19 protein-coding genes are annotated in these 15,336 nt (G+C 27.5%); 3 read left to right on the top strand and 16 right to left on the bottom strand.

Going from position 1 to position 15,336, the window contains the following annotated elements:
- Window positions 1-2 precede the first annotated feature (2 nt).
- The 4 genes from flgB to CP965_RS11850 are packed head-to-tail and all read right to left on the bottom strand — an operon-like array spanning window position 3 to window position 2,627.
- Complete coding sequence (gene flgB / locus CP965_RS11865; protein WP_129062327.1) at window positions 3-410, bottom strand: flagellar basal body rod protein FlgB; 408 nt, start codon at window positions 408-410, stop codon at window positions 3-5.
- Window positions 410-1,129: a flagellar hook-basal body protein gene (locus tag CP965_RS11860; RefSeq protein ID WP_129062326.1), complete on the bottom strand. Its 720-nt coding sequence runs from the start codon at window positions 1,127-1,129 to the stop codon at window positions 410-412. The genes flgB and CP965_RS11860 overlap by 1 nt, the downstream gene beginning before the upstream one ends.
- A gap of 9 nt (window positions 1,130-1,138) precedes the next feature.
- Window positions 1,139-2,227 carry a hypothetical protein gene (locus tag CP965_RS11855; RefSeq protein WP_129062325.1) on the bottom strand — a complete coding sequence of 363 codons (1,089 nt, stop codon included), beginning with the start codon at window positions 2,225-2,227 and terminating at the stop codon, window positions 1,139-1,141.
- Window positions 2,228-2,258: 31 nt separating this feature from the next.
- The gene (locus tag CP965_RS11850) at window positions 2,259-2,627 is read right to left on the bottom strand and encodes a response regulator (protein WP_129062324.1); all 369 of its coding nucleotides are present in this window, start codon (window positions 2,625-2,627) and stop codon (window positions 2,259-2,261) included.
- Between the two features lie 157 nt (window positions 2,628-2,784).
- Between CP965_RS11850 and flgG the strand changes: the two genes are divergently transcribed.
- The 3 genes from flgG to CP965_RS11835 are packed head-to-tail and all read left to right on the top strand — an operon-like array spanning window position 2,785 to window position 5,163.
- Window positions 2,785-3,573, top strand: a complete 789-nt coding sequence (flgG, locus tag CP965_RS11845; RefSeq protein ID WP_129062323.1) for a flagellar basal-body rod protein FlgG — start codon at window positions 2,785-2,787, stop codon at window positions 3,571-3,573.
- Between the two features lie 19 nt (window positions 3,574-3,592).
- Window positions 3,593-4,024: a hypothetical protein gene (locus CP965_RS11840; protein ID WP_129062322.1), complete on the top strand. Its 432-nt coding sequence runs from the start codon at window positions 3,593-3,595 to the stop codon at window positions 4,022-4,024.
- Between the two features lie 2 nt (window positions 4,025-4,026).
- On the top strand, window positions 4,027-5,163 hold the full coding sequence (locus CP965_RS11835; RefSeq protein WP_129062321.1) for a hypothetical protein: 1,137 nt from the start codon (window positions 4,027-4,029) through the stop codon (window positions 5,161-5,163).
- A gap of 12 nt (window positions 5,164-5,175) precedes the next feature.
- On the opposite strand, the gene rimM is transcribed toward CP965_RS11835, so the two are convergent.
- From rimM to CP965_RS11775, 12 genes are all read right to left on the bottom strand, one after another.
- The gene (rimM, locus tag CP965_RS11830) at window positions 5,176-5,706 is read right to left on the bottom strand and encodes a ribosome maturation factor RimM (RefSeq protein WP_129062320.1); all 531 of its coding nucleotides are present in this window, start codon (window positions 5,704-5,706) and stop codon (window positions 5,176-5,178) included.
- Window positions 5,707-5,713: 7 nt separating this feature from the next.
- Complete coding sequence (locus CP965_RS11825; protein WP_129062319.1) at window positions 5,714-5,953, bottom strand: KH domain-containing protein; 240 nt, start codon at window positions 5,951-5,953, stop codon at window positions 5,714-5,716.
- Window positions 5,954-5,973: 20 nt separating this feature from the next.
- Entirely contained in the window at window positions 5,974-6,204 is a 231-nt protein-coding gene (gene rpsP, locus CP965_RS11820) for a 30S ribosomal protein S16 (RefSeq protein ID WP_129062318.1), read from the bottom strand.
- Between the two features lie 86 nt (window positions 6,205-6,290).
- The gene (gene ffh, locus CP965_RS11815) at window positions 6,291-7,652 is read right to left on the bottom strand and encodes a signal recognition particle protein (RefSeq protein WP_129062317.1); all 1,362 of its coding nucleotides are present in this window, start codon (window positions 7,650-7,652) and stop codon (window positions 6,291-6,293) included.
- Window positions 7,653-7,805: 153 nt separating this feature from the next.
- Complete coding sequence (locus tag CP965_RS11810; protein ID WP_129062316.1) at window positions 7,806-8,552, bottom strand: pseudouridine synthase family protein; 747 nt, start codon at window positions 8,550-8,552, stop codon at window positions 7,806-7,808.
- Window positions 8,539-9,684, bottom strand: a complete 1,146-nt coding sequence (gene waaA / locus CP965_RS11805) for a lipid IV(A) 3-deoxy-D-manno-octulosonic acid transferase (RefSeq protein WP_129062315.1) — start codon at window positions 9,682-9,684, stop codon at window positions 8,539-8,541. The genes CP965_RS11810 and waaA overlap by 14 nt, the downstream gene beginning before the upstream one ends.
- 1 nt (window position 9,685) lies before the next feature.
- On the bottom strand, window positions 9,686-10,405 hold the full coding sequence (locus CP965_RS11800) for a zinc ribbon domain-containing protein (RefSeq protein WP_129062314.1): 720 nt from the start codon (window positions 10,403-10,405) through the stop codon (window positions 9,686-9,688).
- The gene (locus CP965_RS11795; RefSeq protein WP_129062313.1) at window positions 10,398-11,153 is read right to left on the bottom strand and encodes a Nif3-like dinuclear metal center hexameric protein; all 756 of its coding nucleotides are present in this window, start codon (window positions 11,151-11,153) and stop codon (window positions 10,398-10,400) included. The genes CP965_RS11800 and CP965_RS11795 overlap by 8 nt, the downstream gene beginning before the upstream one ends.
- Window positions 11,153-12,037: a glycine--tRNA ligase subunit alpha gene (glyQ, locus tag CP965_RS11790; RefSeq protein WP_129062312.1), complete on the bottom strand. Its 885-nt coding sequence runs from the start codon at window positions 12,035-12,037 to the stop codon at window positions 11,153-11,155. The genes CP965_RS11795 and glyQ overlap by 1 nt, the downstream gene beginning before the upstream one ends.
- A 68-nt stretch (window positions 12,038-12,105) precedes the next feature.
- Window positions 12,106-12,600, bottom strand: coding sequence for a 5-(carboxyamino)imidazole ribonucleotide mutase (purE, locus tag CP965_RS11785; RefSeq protein ID WP_129062311.1), 495 nt, complete (start codon window positions 12,598-12,600; stop codon window positions 12,106-12,108).
- A 40-nt stretch (window positions 12,601-12,640) separates the two neighbouring features.
- Window positions 12,641-13,948 carry a glycosyltransferase family 9 protein gene (locus tag CP965_RS11780; RefSeq protein ID WP_129062310.1) on the bottom strand — a complete coding sequence of 436 codons (1,308 nt, stop codon included), beginning with the start codon at window positions 13,946-13,948 and terminating at the stop codon, window positions 12,641-12,643.
- 2 nt (window positions 13,949-13,950) lie between these two features.
- On the bottom strand, window positions 13,951-15,267 hold the full coding sequence (locus CP965_RS11775; protein ID WP_129062309.1) for a peptidase U32 family protein: 1,317 nt from the start codon (window positions 15,265-15,267) through the stop codon (window positions 13,951-13,953).
- Window positions 15,268-15,336 lie beyond the last annotated feature (69 nt).

The raw sequence follows: 15,336 nt of genomic DNA, 5'->3' as shown, positions 1-15,336 counted from the left end.
AATTAATTTTTTTGTGATGATTCTATTACTGATTTAAATAACCTTGAATCTTTTTTTATTGATGACTGTAAGGCATCAAACATAATTTTATTTTTTGACATCTCACTCATTTGTCTGTCCATACTAACATTATTGCCATCATTTTGCTCTTTTAGACCTTCTACTTCTATAAGTCTTGGTTGATTATTTTTTTTTGTTGGCTCAAAACCTGTCATATGTTTTGAATTTGTTGTATATAAAGGTAAATCTTTTTCCTTTTTTACTTTTCCTATTTCGTCTTCAAAAACTAAGTCTTTTGTTTTATATCCAGGTGTATTTACATTAGCTATATTACTAGAAATGACATTTTGTCTATCTCCTCTAAAGCTTAGTTGATTAAATAATAGTCCTGTTACTTCACTAGCTTGCATTAGTTAGTTGTATCTCCAATTTTTTGAATAAGTTTTTCATTCATTTCACTCTGAGCTTGAATAGCTTTCTGAGCTTGTTCTAATCTTCTTTGGGCATCAATTAAACCTACCATAGAAGAAACACTATTTACATTAGACTTTTCTAAAGAACCTTGCATTAATTGTCTTTCATTATTCTCAAGGACTTCAACAAAAGCATTTTCTTCTTTTAATTTATAAGTGTTATCTTTATATTTTTTTAAATCATTATAATCAATTCTTGATACTGAAATTAAATTTTGGAAATTTTCTTCTTCTAAAGCAATTGGTTCATTATCATTTGATAAAACTGCTTGACCATTTGAATCAACTAATATTCCATTTAAGTTTTTAAAGGAACCATCTCTTGTATAAAGGATATCCCCATTTTCCCCTTGAACTTTAAAAAAACTGTCACTTTCACTCAAAGAAAAATCTAAAGCATTTCCAGTAGTAACAATAGGGCCCATTTGTTGGTCAATATAATTTGTATCCATTTTAGGAATAGTATTTACTATTTCGTTTATTTTTGTAGGATCAAAACCATCTCTTTGAGCTCTGTACATATAGTAATTAAAAGAACCTTCTGCGGTTCCTTCTTGTTTAAAACCAACTGTATTTACATTTGCCAAATTATTAGAGATAACATCAATTCTATTAATTTGATTAACCATTGATGCTACTAAAGGATACTTTGCCATTTTTCTTCCTTATTTATTAAACTCTGCAATTAAAGCTTCTAAATCATCATCCCCAACTAAATCACCAGTTGAAGAATCCCCATGTATATGTTTTGCTACAGCAATTTCATCATGTTGTCCTTCGTCTTCAAACAAGTTGTTTAAATATACTGACAATTTTCTAATTACAGACATTACTCTTTCTATTTTTTGTCTATTAATATCATGATATTGCATTAGTTCCATTGCTTGAAAAATTTCCATATTTCCATTTTCAAGTTTGCCATTAATATCTGAAATAAAATTTCCCATTTTTTGTGCTTGTTCAAGATTTTGTTTAAAAGCTTCTATATTCGGAAATTTATTATTTAATGAAGTTAACATTGCTGTTTGCTTTTCATTAAAAGATGCTAATTCTTTAACATCATTTTGAATATTATTGTTATAATCTAATATATTACTTAAAACATCAAAAATTTTGGTAGCTTTTTCTTCAGAATCATTTGCAACTTGACTTAACTGATTAACAACTTTTGTATCTTGTTCTACAGGCAAAGGAAATACTCCACTATTGATTTTATGATCTAGATCTTCTTCAGAGTTTTGTATCTCTTCATTTGCAACTATAGGTGTAGAATCTTCTGTGGTTTCTACTGAAGTTTCTTCTATACCTTCAATAGAAGCTAAGATATCATCAATATTACTTTCTGTTGGCTCTGAATTAGATTCATTTACTAAAGTAGGTTCTTCTTCAATATTCTCTGTAGGAATAGATTCTATTTGATTTAAAATCTCATCTACACTTTTTTCATCTTCCTCAAAAGAAGGTTCTTCTTCATTTTTTTCTTGGACTTCTTCTTGACTTTCATTTTGAACTTCTTCTTTCTCAAAACTATTTACAATATCATCTATTGATTCTTCTTCTGAAGAGTCTTTATCATTTATTATATCTTCAGTTTCAGATATAAGATCATTTATATCATCTTCAGACATACTCTTTTGAGGAGTTTCTTCTACTTTTTCATTTGAGTTTTCTTCTGAACTCTCTTCTTTAGAACTATCCTCTCCAAAATCTAAACCATTCATTAGAGATTCAATTTCTTCTTGACTCATACTCATTCTAAACCCTTTAGTTGAATATTATTTAAAATTATTTTAAAACTCCATCAAGCTTCTCTTTTAAAACTTGTGCATTAAATGGCTTAACAATATAATTATTTACACCTGCTTTAAGTGCTGTAATAACTTCCCCTTTACCACCTTCTGTTGTAATCATAATAATAGGAACTTTTTGATGATTCCCTTCCGATCTAACTTTTTTAACTAATTCTAATCCATTCATATTAGGCATATTCCAATCTGTTAAAATTATGTCATATTGCCCTTCAGTTAAAAGTTTCCATGCCTTTACCCCATCTTCTGCTTCATCAAAATCTTCTTTTGCAAATCCTAACTGCATAACAACATTTCCAATAATTCTTCTCATTGTTGAACTATCATCAACTATCAAAATTTTCATATCTCTACCCTTATTAAACTATATTCAAATCTAATCATTATATAAAATTTGTTTTAAATTTACACTTAATAATAAAAAAAAGCTTAAGATAATTTATCTAATTTTAAAAGTTCTTTAAATATAATATTCTAATATTACTTTATTAATAAGGATTACCATGATAAGAGGTTTATATACGGCTGCAACTGGAATGAATTCTATGCAACATCAAATTGATGTTACTTCAAATAATATCTCAAATGTAAATACTCTTGGATTTAAGCAAGATAGAGCTGAATTTCAAGATTTAATGTATGAAAGTTTAAATTACACTGCTGGACAAACTTCAGAAATCACAAGAAACCCTACAGGCATGGATGTGGGACTTGGGGTAAGAGTATCAGGTATTCAAAAAAACTTTTTTGAAGGTGATTTAAAACAAACATCAAATGATCTTGATATTGCAATTGAAGGAGAAGGTTTCTTTCAAATAACATTACCAACAGGTGAGATTGCATATACAAGAAATGGTGCGTTTAAACTAGATGAAGAAGGAAATATTGTAAATGGAAATGGGTATGCTTTAGAACCACAAATTACTGTTCCTGAAAATTTAACTAAAATTTCTATAGGAACTGATGGTATTGTTACAGCAACTGATCCTCAAACAGAAGAGAGTGTGGAATTAGGTCAAATTACTATTGCAGACTTTATCAATCCAGCAGGATTAACTCCAATAGGAGAATCATTATTTAGAGCATCTGATGCTTCTGGAGACCCTGTAGAAGGCAATCCTACAGAAGACCAATTTGGTTCACTAAGACAAGGAATGGTAGAATTATCAAATGTAAAACTTGTTAATGAAATGGTTGATTTGATTACAGCACAAAGAGCATATGAAGCAAACTCAAAAGCTATAACAACAACAGATAGTATGCTTGATACTGTAAATAATTTAAAAAGATAATATTTAATTTAATTGCTTTATGGATTTAGAAAAACTAAAAAAACTAAGAGAAGAAAATTTTTCAAAACATAAAAAGAAAAAAAGGGAATATTACTTAAAAAGTAAGAATAAGGATATTCAAGCAAAATATAAAGACTATAAAGCTATTGATTATTCTAAAGAGCTAAATGACGAAAACTTTGAAGAAAATATAAAGCTAATTGCGAAAAAACAAAAAGCCCATATAGAAGATAGAAAAGAACAAATAATTCATAAAATAAAAGAGTATAGACAGAAGAAAAAAGAGTACTATAAAAAAAATAAAGAAGAGCGTCTTGAATATGACAAAGCGTATAGGGAAAGAAAAAAAGAAAAACTAAAAGAATACAGAAGAGAATATTATAAAAAAAATAAAGAAAAAATACTTGAAAGACAAAGAGAAAAAAGAAAAAAATTAAATGAAAAAGAGTAACAATGGCAGAAAAAACTGATGAAGAAATAATTGAGGAATTAGGTTTAGAGCAAAATGCTACTAAACAAGAAGAAATTGGTAAAAATGAAGAAGTTGATGACTCTTTAGAACCAATGAATGAATCCTCACAAACTGAAGAAGAACTGGAGATATCAGAAGAAAAGCAAGAAGAAAATAATCAAACTATCGAAAATGAAGATTTTGAAGATGCTCCCATACAAAAGAAGCAGTCAAAACTTTTTAGAGTACTAATAGGGGTTATTGCTTCTCTTTCTGTTGTTTTAACCATTGGAATCATATTGTATCTTACAGGTTTCTTTGAAGAAGAGACAAAAATAGAACAAAAAAAAGTTGCTCCTATAGAAGTAAATAAAAAAGATGACTCAGTAAATATTGAAGAAATTGATAAAAATAAACTTAATAAAAAACTACAAATGCTTACTAAAACTGAGATTATGAATAAAGAAGAATTAGAAGCTGAAGAAAAAAGAATTGCTGAAGAAAAAAGAAAAGAAGAAGAAGCAAAGAAAAAAGCTATTGAAGAAGAAAAAAGAAAAGAAGAAGAAAAAATAAAGCAAGAGAAAGAAGCTTTAGAAAAAGAGAAAGAACTTCTAGCACAAAGACAAGAATTAATAAAAAAAGAACAAGAAGATTTTATTAAATTTCAAGAAGAAATAAAAAAAGAGTTTGAACTACAAAAAGAACAACTTTTAGAAGAAATAGAAAAACAAAAAAACACTGCTGATACTTCTTTAGGAAATTCTTCAAATATAGACACTCAAAAACCTTTAAATGTAAATGATATTGTTAATAATACAATACAAAACCAAGAAGAGAATATTATTGAAGAAAAAGATGAAACTTCTACTACTATGAATAGTAAACTTTTTTTACCTTTTATTAATGTTGCTACAATAAAAGGAAATCTATATAAATCATATTTAGATCAAATTGAGACTTTTGATAAAAAAATATCCTTATGTAGAGATTCTAAAAATAGAATAGAAATATATTTTGGGCCATACACATCATCATCAGAAAGAAGTAAAGTATTTGATTCTTTATTAGAAAATGGCTTTAAAGAAGCATATTTAGTAGACTTTACAAAAGAAGAATATGAAAAAAGATGTAAGTATTAGAAAAGTCTTATATTAAGAGTTTTCTAGTATTTCATAAGAGTTTTTAACTTCGATTTCTTTATTTTTTATATCTACATTTAAAATATAGTTATCAACATTGTAAGGTATCAAAAAAGTTTTTGGAAGGTTCTTTTTAACTAAATCTTCTGCCGTCTTTATTTCAAGATAATCCTCTAAAGGATATCTATGAATTTCAACCACCTTACCTAAATCTTGGTTATTTTCTTTAATATTACAATTAATAATATCAAACCAAAAATATTCATTATTTTCTAAATTACAACTATTTTTTGTTTGCTCTATTGTTGTATATAAAAATTGATTTGTAAGTCTTTTTGCTGTATCAACATCATTGTAGTCTTGGAATTTTACTAAGTCCCTATTAGGGTTATACTCTTCTATAGTAAGTGTAAGATTTTTATTTGTAGTAAAACTTGTACCTTTTTTAAATTGCTCAGGAAAATCAGATTCAATAAAAAGTCTTAAATGACCCTTTAAGCCTACTGCCTTTCCTAATTTTGCAACATAGATTCTATCATTCATATCTTAATTATACTGATACAACTTGTATTTTGTAAGATATTCCATCTTTTGCTTTACAACCATTTGCCATAGTTTTAAGAGCATTTATCATATTACCATTCTTACCAATTAATTTACCAATATCAGCACTATTTGCTTTTATAGTAATTTCAGTAAAAGTTTCATCTACAATATTTGTAGAGATGCTTATCTCTTCAGGGTAACTTACAATAAGTTTTGCATAGTTTTCTATAAAATTAGTAATCATGATAAAATCTTATAATAAATTTACTTTTTTTCAGCTAATTTCTTAACTCTCTCAGATGGTTTTGCACCAACACTTAGCCAATATTTATATCTATCTTCATCTAATTTTAAAACTTTTGGTTCTACAACTGGATTATAATATCCAAGTGATTCAATCCATCCAGAATCTCTTCTTTTTCTAGAATCTGTTACAACGATTCTATAAAATGGTTTTTTGTTTCTACCCATTCTTGTTAATCTAATTACTGTCATGTTTTTTCCTTATATTTTTATTTATAGTATTGAATTCTAAACTCCTATTTTATTTTAAGTTTACAACTCAATACTATTTATTGGTTTTACTTAGGTAACTTAAGTCCCCCAGGACCACCAGCACCTTGCATCTGCTTCATCATATTTTGTAAACCTTTCATTCCACCTTTTGAAGAAAGTTTTTTTGCCATTTTTGAAGCATTTTTGAACTGCTTAAGTATTTTATTTACTTGCATTTCTGAAAGACCTGAACCACTCGCAATTCTTCTTTTTCTACTTGGATTTAGAAGGGAAGGAGTTTCTCTCTCTTTTGGAGTCATAGAACCAATCAAAGCTTTAATTCTTTTTATTTCATCTGAATTTTCGAAGTCCATATCTTTTATAGGTCCTGCCATTTGAGAAAGTCCAGGAATCATTCCAATAATAGATTTCATTGAACCTAATTTACTCATCATTGAAAGTTGTTCTAAAAAATCATTAAAATTAAATTCACCTTTTTTAATTTTCTTAGATACTTCTTTTGCTTTTTTCTCATCTATTACTGCTGCAGTTTTTTCAGCAAGACCTTCTATATCACCAGCACCCATTAATCTTGAAACAATTCTATCAGGGATAAATACTTCAAGATCAGGCATTTTTTCACCAATACCTATAAACCTTAAGGGAACTCCAACTTGATGAGAAAGAGAGATTGCAACACCACCTTTTGTATCACCATCATATTTAGATAAAATAACCCCATCTATTCCAATTTTTTCTTTAAAAGTACTTGCTGTTTTTGTAGCATCATGTCCAGTTAAAGAATCAGCAACATAAAAAATTTCATTTGGATTAATAGCTTCTTTAACATCATGTAATTGCTGCATTAATTCTTCATCAATTGCAAGTCTACCAGCTGTATCGATTAATAAAACATCATAAAGGTCTTTTTTAGCTTTTTCTTTTGCTGCTAATGCTATTTCTACAGGATCTTTTGCTTCATCATCAAAATAAATATCAACTTCAATTTGAGCTGCAATTTGTTTTAATTGTTCAACAGCTGCAAGTCTTTGTAAATCACAAGCTGCAACTAAAACTTTTTTCTTTCTAAGTTTAAGGTAATTAGCTAATTTACCTGTTGTTGTTGTTTTACCAGAACCTTGTAAACCTGTCATCAATATAGTTGTAGGAGGAGTAGAAGAAAATACAAAACCTTGATTTCCCTCAGTTGTTAAAATATTTGTTAATTCGTTTTGTAGAGCTTTTAAAAAAGAGTCTTGTCCTATTCCATTTTTTTTTGTTTCTAATTCAACAGCAGTAACCAACTCTTTTGTAGTTTTATGGTGAACGTCAGATTTTAATAAAGATTTTCTTAACTCTGTTGTAGCTTTTTTTAAAGAAGCTGCATCATCTTTATGTCTTATTTTATTTACTGCACTTTTTATCGAACCACTTATTGAATCAAACAAAACTAAACTCCAAACTTTTTTTAAATTTTGTGGATTATATTAAAATTATACTTTAAGTTAGTTTAAAATAAATTTATTTTAAGTATATTTTAAAATTTATTTTCAAAAGAAAGTCCTATTTTTAGGACTTTTATAATTTTAAAAGCTTAAGATTTAATTAAACTCATATACTTTAAATTCTCTTGGTTCTGGTGCTTCAAACTCATAATCAAAGATTTTTGTTTTTTTTGAATGAAGTAATACTCTATTAATATTTGAAACTGCTTTTCCATATAAAGCATCTCCAATGATTGGTAAGCCTACATAATTTAAATGTACACGTATTTGATGTGTTCTTCCGGTATCAATTACTACTTTTATCTTAGATTTATTACCCTCAACAAACATAGGATAAACAGTTGTTTTAGCAGGTTTTCCTTTTTTATCAACTTTAGACTTTGCTTGACCTCTATCTTTTGTTGTTAATATTGGATTATCAATTTCTATTGTGTCAATTACTTTACCATCAACAATTGCAACATATTCTTTATATACATTATTTGATTTATACTCTTTAATTGCTTTCTTCTGAAATTCTTCATTCTTCGCAAAAAGCATAACTCCACTTGTTTCTTTATCAAGTCTATTTAGCATAATTGCTTTAGGGAACTTTTTTGCTACTTCATCTGAAGTTAAAAAAGCAGGTTTATTTACAGCTAATATATTATCATCTTGAAAAATAACTTTCACATCTGCAATATTTTTTACTGTAAATTTGGTGTTAGTATCAATTTCACCTCTTGCTATCATTACTTTTTTACCTTCTGCTCTAACTAAACCTTTATCAATCAAATCCTTTGCTTTTGAATTTGAGATTCCTTCTTGCTTTGCAAGAACTTTATATGCTTTATCGTATGCCATCTAATTCCTTTATAATTGGCTTTATATCACCTTTTTGAACTAAAGATGATTTTTCAATGTTTTCAATATTCTCTAAAGTTTCTCTTAACTTATCATTATCAATTAATTTAAAATTTTTAACACATTCAAAAAGTGATTTTTGGTTAAAAATTCTTTTTCCTGAAATTAGTTTACAAGAAAAATAAGCTGGTTCTATAGGATTATGACCTCCTATATTAGCAAATGCACCACCTAAAATAACTACATCTGAAATAGAATAAATATTATTTAACTCACCTAATTTATCAACTAAAATTATATCAGAAGAAAAGTCTTCTTTATTTGAAAACTTGTGAAAAGTTAAATTTTTTTCTTTTATATAATTTTCTATAAGTTTGGCTACTTTTTCAAACCTTTCAGGATGTCTAGGAACAATTACTAACTTACCATATTTCCTATCATAAGCTTTTAATATTAACTCTTCTTCTTTTTCATGGGTACTTCCTGCAGTTATTAAAATTTCATTAGGTTTTTGAAAACTTCTAGTAACTTTTGGAAGTTGTGCTAATTTTATATTTCCTATTACTTCTACATCTTTTGCTCCAAGTTCTAAAAGTCTTTTTTTATCTTCTTTAGTTTGAGCAAATATTTTATCAACATTATTAAATATTCTTTTATAAAAAAAAGAAAATCTTTTATATGAACTATAAGACTTATCTGATATTCTAGCATTTATTAAATATGTCTTTGCTCCTTTTCTTTTTGCAAAAAGAAATAAGAAATACCAAAGTTCTGCTTCCATTACAACTAAAGCTTTTTGCTTTTTAATCCAAAAAGGTAAAAATATTTCAAAAGGTAAATACCTAACATTTGAAGATAATTTTTTTGCTTCTTCATATCCAGTATTAGTAATTACACTTATATTTGTACTGTCTAATTCATCTACTAAAGGTTTTATTGCTTTAGCTTCTCCCATAGAACATACATGAAACCAAATAGCATCTTTTTTGAAAGGTTTATTATCTTTTAAGAAAAACTTTGAGGGAATTGCTTTTTTATATTTATTGTTTCTTGATTTAAAAAGTAAATAAGGAATAGCTAGTATATAAACTACTAAGGAAATAAAATAATATAAAATACTAAAAAGGCTCAAATTAAGCCTCTTCAGTCTCATCTTCTTTATAAAGAATTCTTCCACAATGTGGACAGTTAATAATTTCTTCTGATTTGATAACTTCTGAATAAGTTTTGTCATTAATCTTCATATAACAACCATAACACGCTTGATCTATTACAGGAACTACTGCACTATCTTTTGCCCATCTTCTAATTTTTTCATAAAATGTTAAGATTTTATTGTCAAATTTTTCTAGTAACTCACTTCTTTCTTGATAAACTGAATTTCTTTCTTTATTAATTTCATCTATTGAATTATCAACTGCTACTTGAATTTCTTTAATAGACTCTTCTTCTTCAGTTAACTTATCTTGTAATTCTTTTAATTCTTCTTCTTTCGCTGCTGCAACTTCATCTAGTCTTTCAATTTCTTCATTAGCAAATGATATTTGTTCTTTTGCAATTTCTTCTTCTAATTGTAAAGCTTTTAACTCTTTTTCACTTGTTACTTCATTATGTTTTTTAGCAATATCATCTAATTTTGTTTTTAATTCAGCCAAATGTATATTGTTTTTTGTTCTTTTTGATTTAACATCATCAATTTGGGCATATGTATTGTTTATTGATGATTTAATTGTCTCAGCAACCTCTACAAATGTTGATAATTTCGCTTTTTCATTCTCAATTTTTGGTTCAAACATGCTAATTGCACTATCATACTTTGATAACTTTACTAGATCTTGTAAATACTTATTCAACCGGTTCTCCTTGTGTACAAAACTTAAATGGGTTTTTTGAAGCTGTTATTATAGCTTTTAATTGATTTTTTTTCAAATATTCACTTATAAGCTCCTCTAATAAGGGGCTAAAGTGTTTTTCACTTTCATAGTGTCTTATATCAATTAAGGAAATACCTCTTGCTTTTGCTTCCATGGCATCATGATATTTGATGTCACCAGTTAAAAAACAATCAGCCTTTACTTCACTTATTAAAGACATTCCTGCACCAGTTACTAATGCAACTTTTTTAATTTCTTCATTACATTTTACATACTTTAGATACTTTAATCCTAAATTTTTAGAAATTTTATTTGCAAAGTTTTCAAAACTATCATTTACATTTGCATAACAGATGAATTCTTCACTATTTATTACATCTAAATCTAAAATCTTACTTGCTACATATTTATTTAAATGAGTTTTGTCTATATTTGTATGCATTGAAATTAATGCTATATTTTTTTGAATTAGTTTTTTAACTAATTTAGAACTATAACTATCATAATTAATAGTTTTTAAAGCTTTAAATATTAAAGGATGATGAGTAATAACTAATGAGTTTTCTTCCATTTCATCAACTATTTGCTCATCTAAATCTATTGAAATGTAAACTTGTTTTATTTCATCTTCAAAGTTTCCAATAAGAAGCCCTGAATTATCCCATTTTTCTTGTAAATCAAAAGGTGATAAGGAATCTAAAAAATTATATATTTCTTTTATTTTCACTAATTCTTTCCAATTCTTTTTAATCGGTCTTCTTCTTGTTCTTTATATAACACAGCACAACCCTGAGCTAACTCTCTAACTTTAAGAATATAATTTTGTCTTTCTGTTACAGAAATAGCTTTTCTTGCATCAAGTGTATTAAATGCATGTGAAGCCATCATACACTGATCATATGCTGGCAAAGGAAGTTCAGCTTCCAAACAAGATTTACACTCATTGAAGGCATCATCAAAATGTCTAAATAACATCTCAGTATTAGCTACTTCAAAATTGTATTTAGAAAATTCATATTCTCCCTCTTTGTGTACATCTGCATAAGTTGTAGTACCAAAATCATTTTTATTCCAAACAATATCAAATACAGAATCAACCCCTTGTAAATACATTGCAAGTCTTTCTGTACCATAAGTTATTTCAACAGCAACAGGATCGCAAGCTAAGCCACCTACTTGTTGAAAATATGTAAATTGTGTTACTTCCATTCCATCAAGCCAAACTTCCCAACCAAGTCCCCATGCTCCTAAAGTTGGTGATTCCCAGTTGTCTTCAACGAATCTAATATCATGCTTAGAAAGGTCTAAACCTAAATATTCTAATGATTGTAAATATAAATCTTGAATATTGTCTGGACTAGGTTTAATCAATGTTTGGAATTGATAATAAGAACCTAATCTATTTGGATTCTCTCCATATCTTCCATCTGTTGGTCTTCTACTTGGAGCAACATATGCAGTAGCCCAAGGAGTTGAATCTAAACTTCTAAGTATTGTAGAGGGATGAAAAGTTCCTGCACCCGCTGGGATATCATATGGTTGAACTATATTACAACCTTCTTTCGCCCAAAATTCCTGAAGTTTTAATAAGATTTCTGAAAATGTTATCATTTATTTAATTCCTAACCTTTATTGATTTTAATATTTTGTGATTTTTATTAAGTTTTAGTATTGTTTTATTATAAAATAACTTCAATACTTTTAGAATCTGTCTCAACTTTTTTAGCTTGAGTAATTCTATCTTCCTTTAATTTAACAGCTAATTCCTTATCTGAAATAGCTAAAATTTGCATTGCAAAATAAGCTGCATTAATAGCACCTGACTTTCCTAAAGAAACTGTTCCTACAGGCATACCTGCAGGCATTTGAACTGTTGAGAGCATTGCATCCATACCGTCCATTACTCCACCTTCCATAGGAACACCAATTACAGGTTTTGTTGTTGTTGCACTAACTACACCTGCTAAATGAGCAGCCATATTAGCTGCGGCAATGAAGGCAACGGCACCCTTTTCTTCTGCATTTTTTATATATTCTGTTGTCCTTTTAGGACTTCTATGAGCTGAAGAGATTATAATTTCATATTTTACATCAAATTTCTCAAAAGTATCAGTACAGTATTTCATAATATCATAATCAGATTTACTACCCATTAATATAGATACAAACTTCATTTATTTTACCTCTGTGGTATTTTAAAATAGTAATATTGTATCAAAAGCTTTCTAATAATTTAATTACTTTTGATACTTTAAGCTCCTGCCAACCTTCAAATTTATATAAAAGTAAAGAGTCATTTTCAAAAACAAATTTACTTAAACTTTTAGTTTTATCTTTTACAAAAATAGCTTTACTCATTTCATAAAAAGAGTATTTTCTCTTAGAGTCTAACTCAGTAAAAAAAACTACTGTAGGAATTAAAAAAGCATCTGCCATATGATAAGTTGAAGTATTAACAGTTAAAACTTTACTACAATTAGAGATTATATATGAAAAGTCTAAAAAACTTTTTGAGTCATTACTTAAATCAACATATCGATCATCGTCAAATTTAGAATCCACTTTTATTGTAGAGACTATTGTGTATTCTGGTAACCTAGATACTAGTTCTTTTAATAACTTTGCAGCAACTTCTTTAGGTATTGATTTTTTTATATTTGCAGAATATGGGTGATAAAGAAGTATTTTACCTTTTAGTTTTATTTTTTGAATCTTTTCTTTTAAATCTTTTCTTACTTTAAAAGTAGAAAGATTAATTTGATTATACTTTTTAGATTGAGGTACTTTTTTATAATCAATTCCTAATTTATGCAACCAGGCATCTGTATAATTTAAAGACTCATAATAGCTTCTTTTAGAAACAGAACTTGTGTCTACAAAAAAATCATACTGACAAAATTCTTTAACATCTATACTTAAAGCACTTATTTTATTTATAAAAGTTTGATTTGAAAAAAGCATTTTATCTCTACTATAAAACCTATTTTCTGAGGCATTTAAATATATATCTAAACTTATACTTTTAAAATAAGTAGAAAGTTTTTCATAAAATATTCTTAATGCAGTACAAGAGCAAATCATTTCAGATAAACTAAATCCAGGGGAACCAAGAATTAATATCTTTATATCTTGTTTTAATGTTCCTTTTATTTGTTTTGATAAATCTACTTTTTCTTCGTTTAAATATAAAGAATCAAAATTTTTAAAACTTTGAATTAATAAATCATCATTTTTATATTTGTAGTTTAAATTATTTGTAATATTATATTCATTTATATTTAAAATTCCTAATTCTTTAGGAAACTGACTAAGATATCTAATTTTACTTTCATCAAAAACTTTAGCTCTATACTTTTGATCAACACTTGAAAATACTCTTTTCATATCTTGAAAATCTTCTAAAGTAGAAATATAAAGGGTTTCATTTAATAAATTAGATGGTCCCTTTAACTTCTGATATTTAACTAATGTACCATCAGTAGTTTTTATATTAATATTATCTGTAACTCTAAAAACAACCATTATTAATTACTACAAGAACCTTCACAAGAATTTTGCTGTTCTTCTTCACTTTTAACTCTAAGCATTGTTAAATAAGGTAGTTTCCCAGGAAGTTTAATTTTATTTGTATTTCCACTATGAACCGATTCTAACTCTTTATTTGTTTCAGTCAAAATCTTTTTAAATGAAACATAAAATTTACCATCTTCTTTTTTATAGATTTTTCCAATCTCATTTTCACACTCTTCAATTGTACTTCCAATTGGAGCAAAAATTTCTATCTCATCATTTGGATAAGTTTTATATTTACAATAGAAATGTTCTTCATCTTCTGTAATAAGTCCACTTACTTCATAACTTCCTTTACTTAAAGCATATTCATGGTTTTGAGTATTTGTTCTATCAAAAGGTCTATGTACTAAATAAGCATCAGTAAACCCTCTATTTTTTGTAGTTGCTAACTCTTCTTGATATTTATCTGCTTCAAATTTTCCAGCTTCATAATCATCAATTGCTTTTCTATAAGCATATGCTGTTACAGCTGCATAGTATGGAGATTTTGTTCTACCTTCAATTTTAATAGAATCAACTGCTCCACTTTCTAAAATTTCATCAACATGAGAAGCTAAGTTCATATCTTTTGCATTAAAGATATATGTTCCTACACCTGGTTCTTCTTCAAGTCTAAATAGTGTACTATGGTCTTCATTTGCTGCGTATAAAGTATATTCAAATCTACAGTCATTTGCGCAACTTCCTCTATTTGGAACTCTTCCCATTTGTACAGCAGATACTAAACATCTTCCTGAGTAAGCAAAACACATAGAACCATGTACAAATATTTCTATTTCCATCTCTGGTAAATGTTTTTTAATCTCTTGAACATCTTTTAAAGATATTTCCCTTGCTGCAATTATTCTTCTAACACCCATATCCCAAAATACTTGGGCATCTAAATAGTTTAATACATTTGCTTGTGTTGATAGATGAATTGGTATTTGAGGAGCAAGTTCTCTACAAAGTCTTACAACTCCAGGTGCTGCAACAATAAATGCATCTGGTTCTAGTTCTGCCATTTTAATAATATGTTTTTTTAATAAATCTATTTGAGAGTTAAATGGAAAACCATTAATAGTTGCATAAACTTGTTTACCTCTTGCATGGGCATAATCAATACCCTCTTTGAAAGTTTCAAAGCTAAACTCTTTTCCACTTCTAATTCTTAAACTAAAGTGGCTTACACCACCATAAACTGCGTCAGCACCATAGGCAAAGGCAATTTTTAGTTTTTCTAAATTACCAGCTGGTGAAAGCAGTTCTACCTTATTATTTTTGTTCATTATATTCCTTTGTGTTTCCAAGACACTGTTTTTAAAATCGCAATTATATCAAAAGTTTTTATAGTTTAA

Source organism: Halarcobacter mediterraneus, assembly GCF_004116625.1.
GTDB lineage: Bacteria > Campylobacterota > Campylobacteria > Campylobacterales > Arcobacteraceae > Halarcobacter > Halarcobacter mediterraneus.
Note: the sequence above shows the minus strand (reverse complement) of the source record. Positions and strands in the feature narration are given on the sequence as shown.

What these genes read in the sequence shown, in the direction of transcription:
- flgB (WP_129062327.1), bottom strand. Translation starts at nt 410, where the DNA reads ATGCAAGCTAGTGAAGTAACAGGACTATTATTTAATCAACTAAGCTTT.
- CP965_RS11860 (WP_129062326.1), bottom strand. Translation starts at nt 1,129, where the DNA reads ATGGCAAAGTATCCTTTAGTAGCATCAATGGTTAATCAAATTAATAGA.
- CP965_RS11855 (WP_129062325.1), bottom strand. Translation starts at nt 2,227, where the DNA reads ATGAGTATGAGTCAAGAAGAAATTGAATCTCTAATGAATGGTTTAGAT.
- CP965_RS11850 (WP_129062324.1), bottom strand. Translation starts at nt 2,627, where the DNA reads ATGAAAATTTTGATAGTTGATGATAGTTCAACAATGAGAAGAATTATT.
- flgG (WP_129062323.1), top strand. Translation starts at nt 2,785, where the DNA reads ATGATAAGAGGTTTATATACGGCTGCAACTGGAATGAATTCTATGCAA.
- CP965_RS11840 (WP_129062322.1), top strand. Translation starts at nt 3,593, where the DNA reads ATGGATTTAGAAAAACTAAAAAAACTAAGAGAAGAAAATTTTTCAAAA.
- CP965_RS11835 (WP_129062321.1), top strand. Translation starts at nt 4,027, where the DNA reads ATGGCAGAAAAAACTGATGAAGAAATAATTGAGGAATTAGGTTTAGAG.
- rimM (WP_129062320.1), bottom strand. Translation starts at nt 5,706, where the DNA reads ATGAATGATAGAATCTATGTTGCAAAATTAGGAAAGGCAGTAGGCTTA.
- CP965_RS11825 (WP_129062319.1), bottom strand. Translation starts at nt 5,953, where the DNA reads ATGATTACTAATTTTATAGAAAACTATGCAAAACTTATTGTAAGTTAC.
- rpsP (WP_129062318.1), bottom strand. Translation starts at nt 6,204, where the DNA reads ATGACAGTAATTAGATTAACAAGAATGGGTAGAAACAAAAAACCATTT.
- CP965_RS11810 (WP_129062316.1), bottom strand. Translation starts at nt 8,552, where the DNA reads ATGGCATACGATAAAGCATATAAAGTTCTTGCAAAGCAAGAAGGAATC.
- glyQ (WP_129062312.1), bottom strand. Translation starts at nt 12,037, where the DNA reads ATGATAACATTTTCAGAAATCTTATTAAAACTTCAGGAATTTTGGGCG.
- purE (WP_129062311.1), bottom strand. Translation starts at nt 12,600, where the DNA reads ATGAAGTTTGTATCTATATTAATGGGTAGTAAATCTGATTATGATATT.
- CP965_RS11780 (WP_129062310.1), bottom strand. Translation starts at nt 13,948, where the DNA reads ATGGTTGTTTTTAGAGTTACAGATAATATTAATATAAAAACTACTGAT.
- CP965_RS11775 (WP_129062309.1), bottom strand. Translation starts at nt 15,267, where the DNA reads ATGAACAAAAATAATAAGGTAGAACTGCTTTCACCAGCTGGTAATTTA.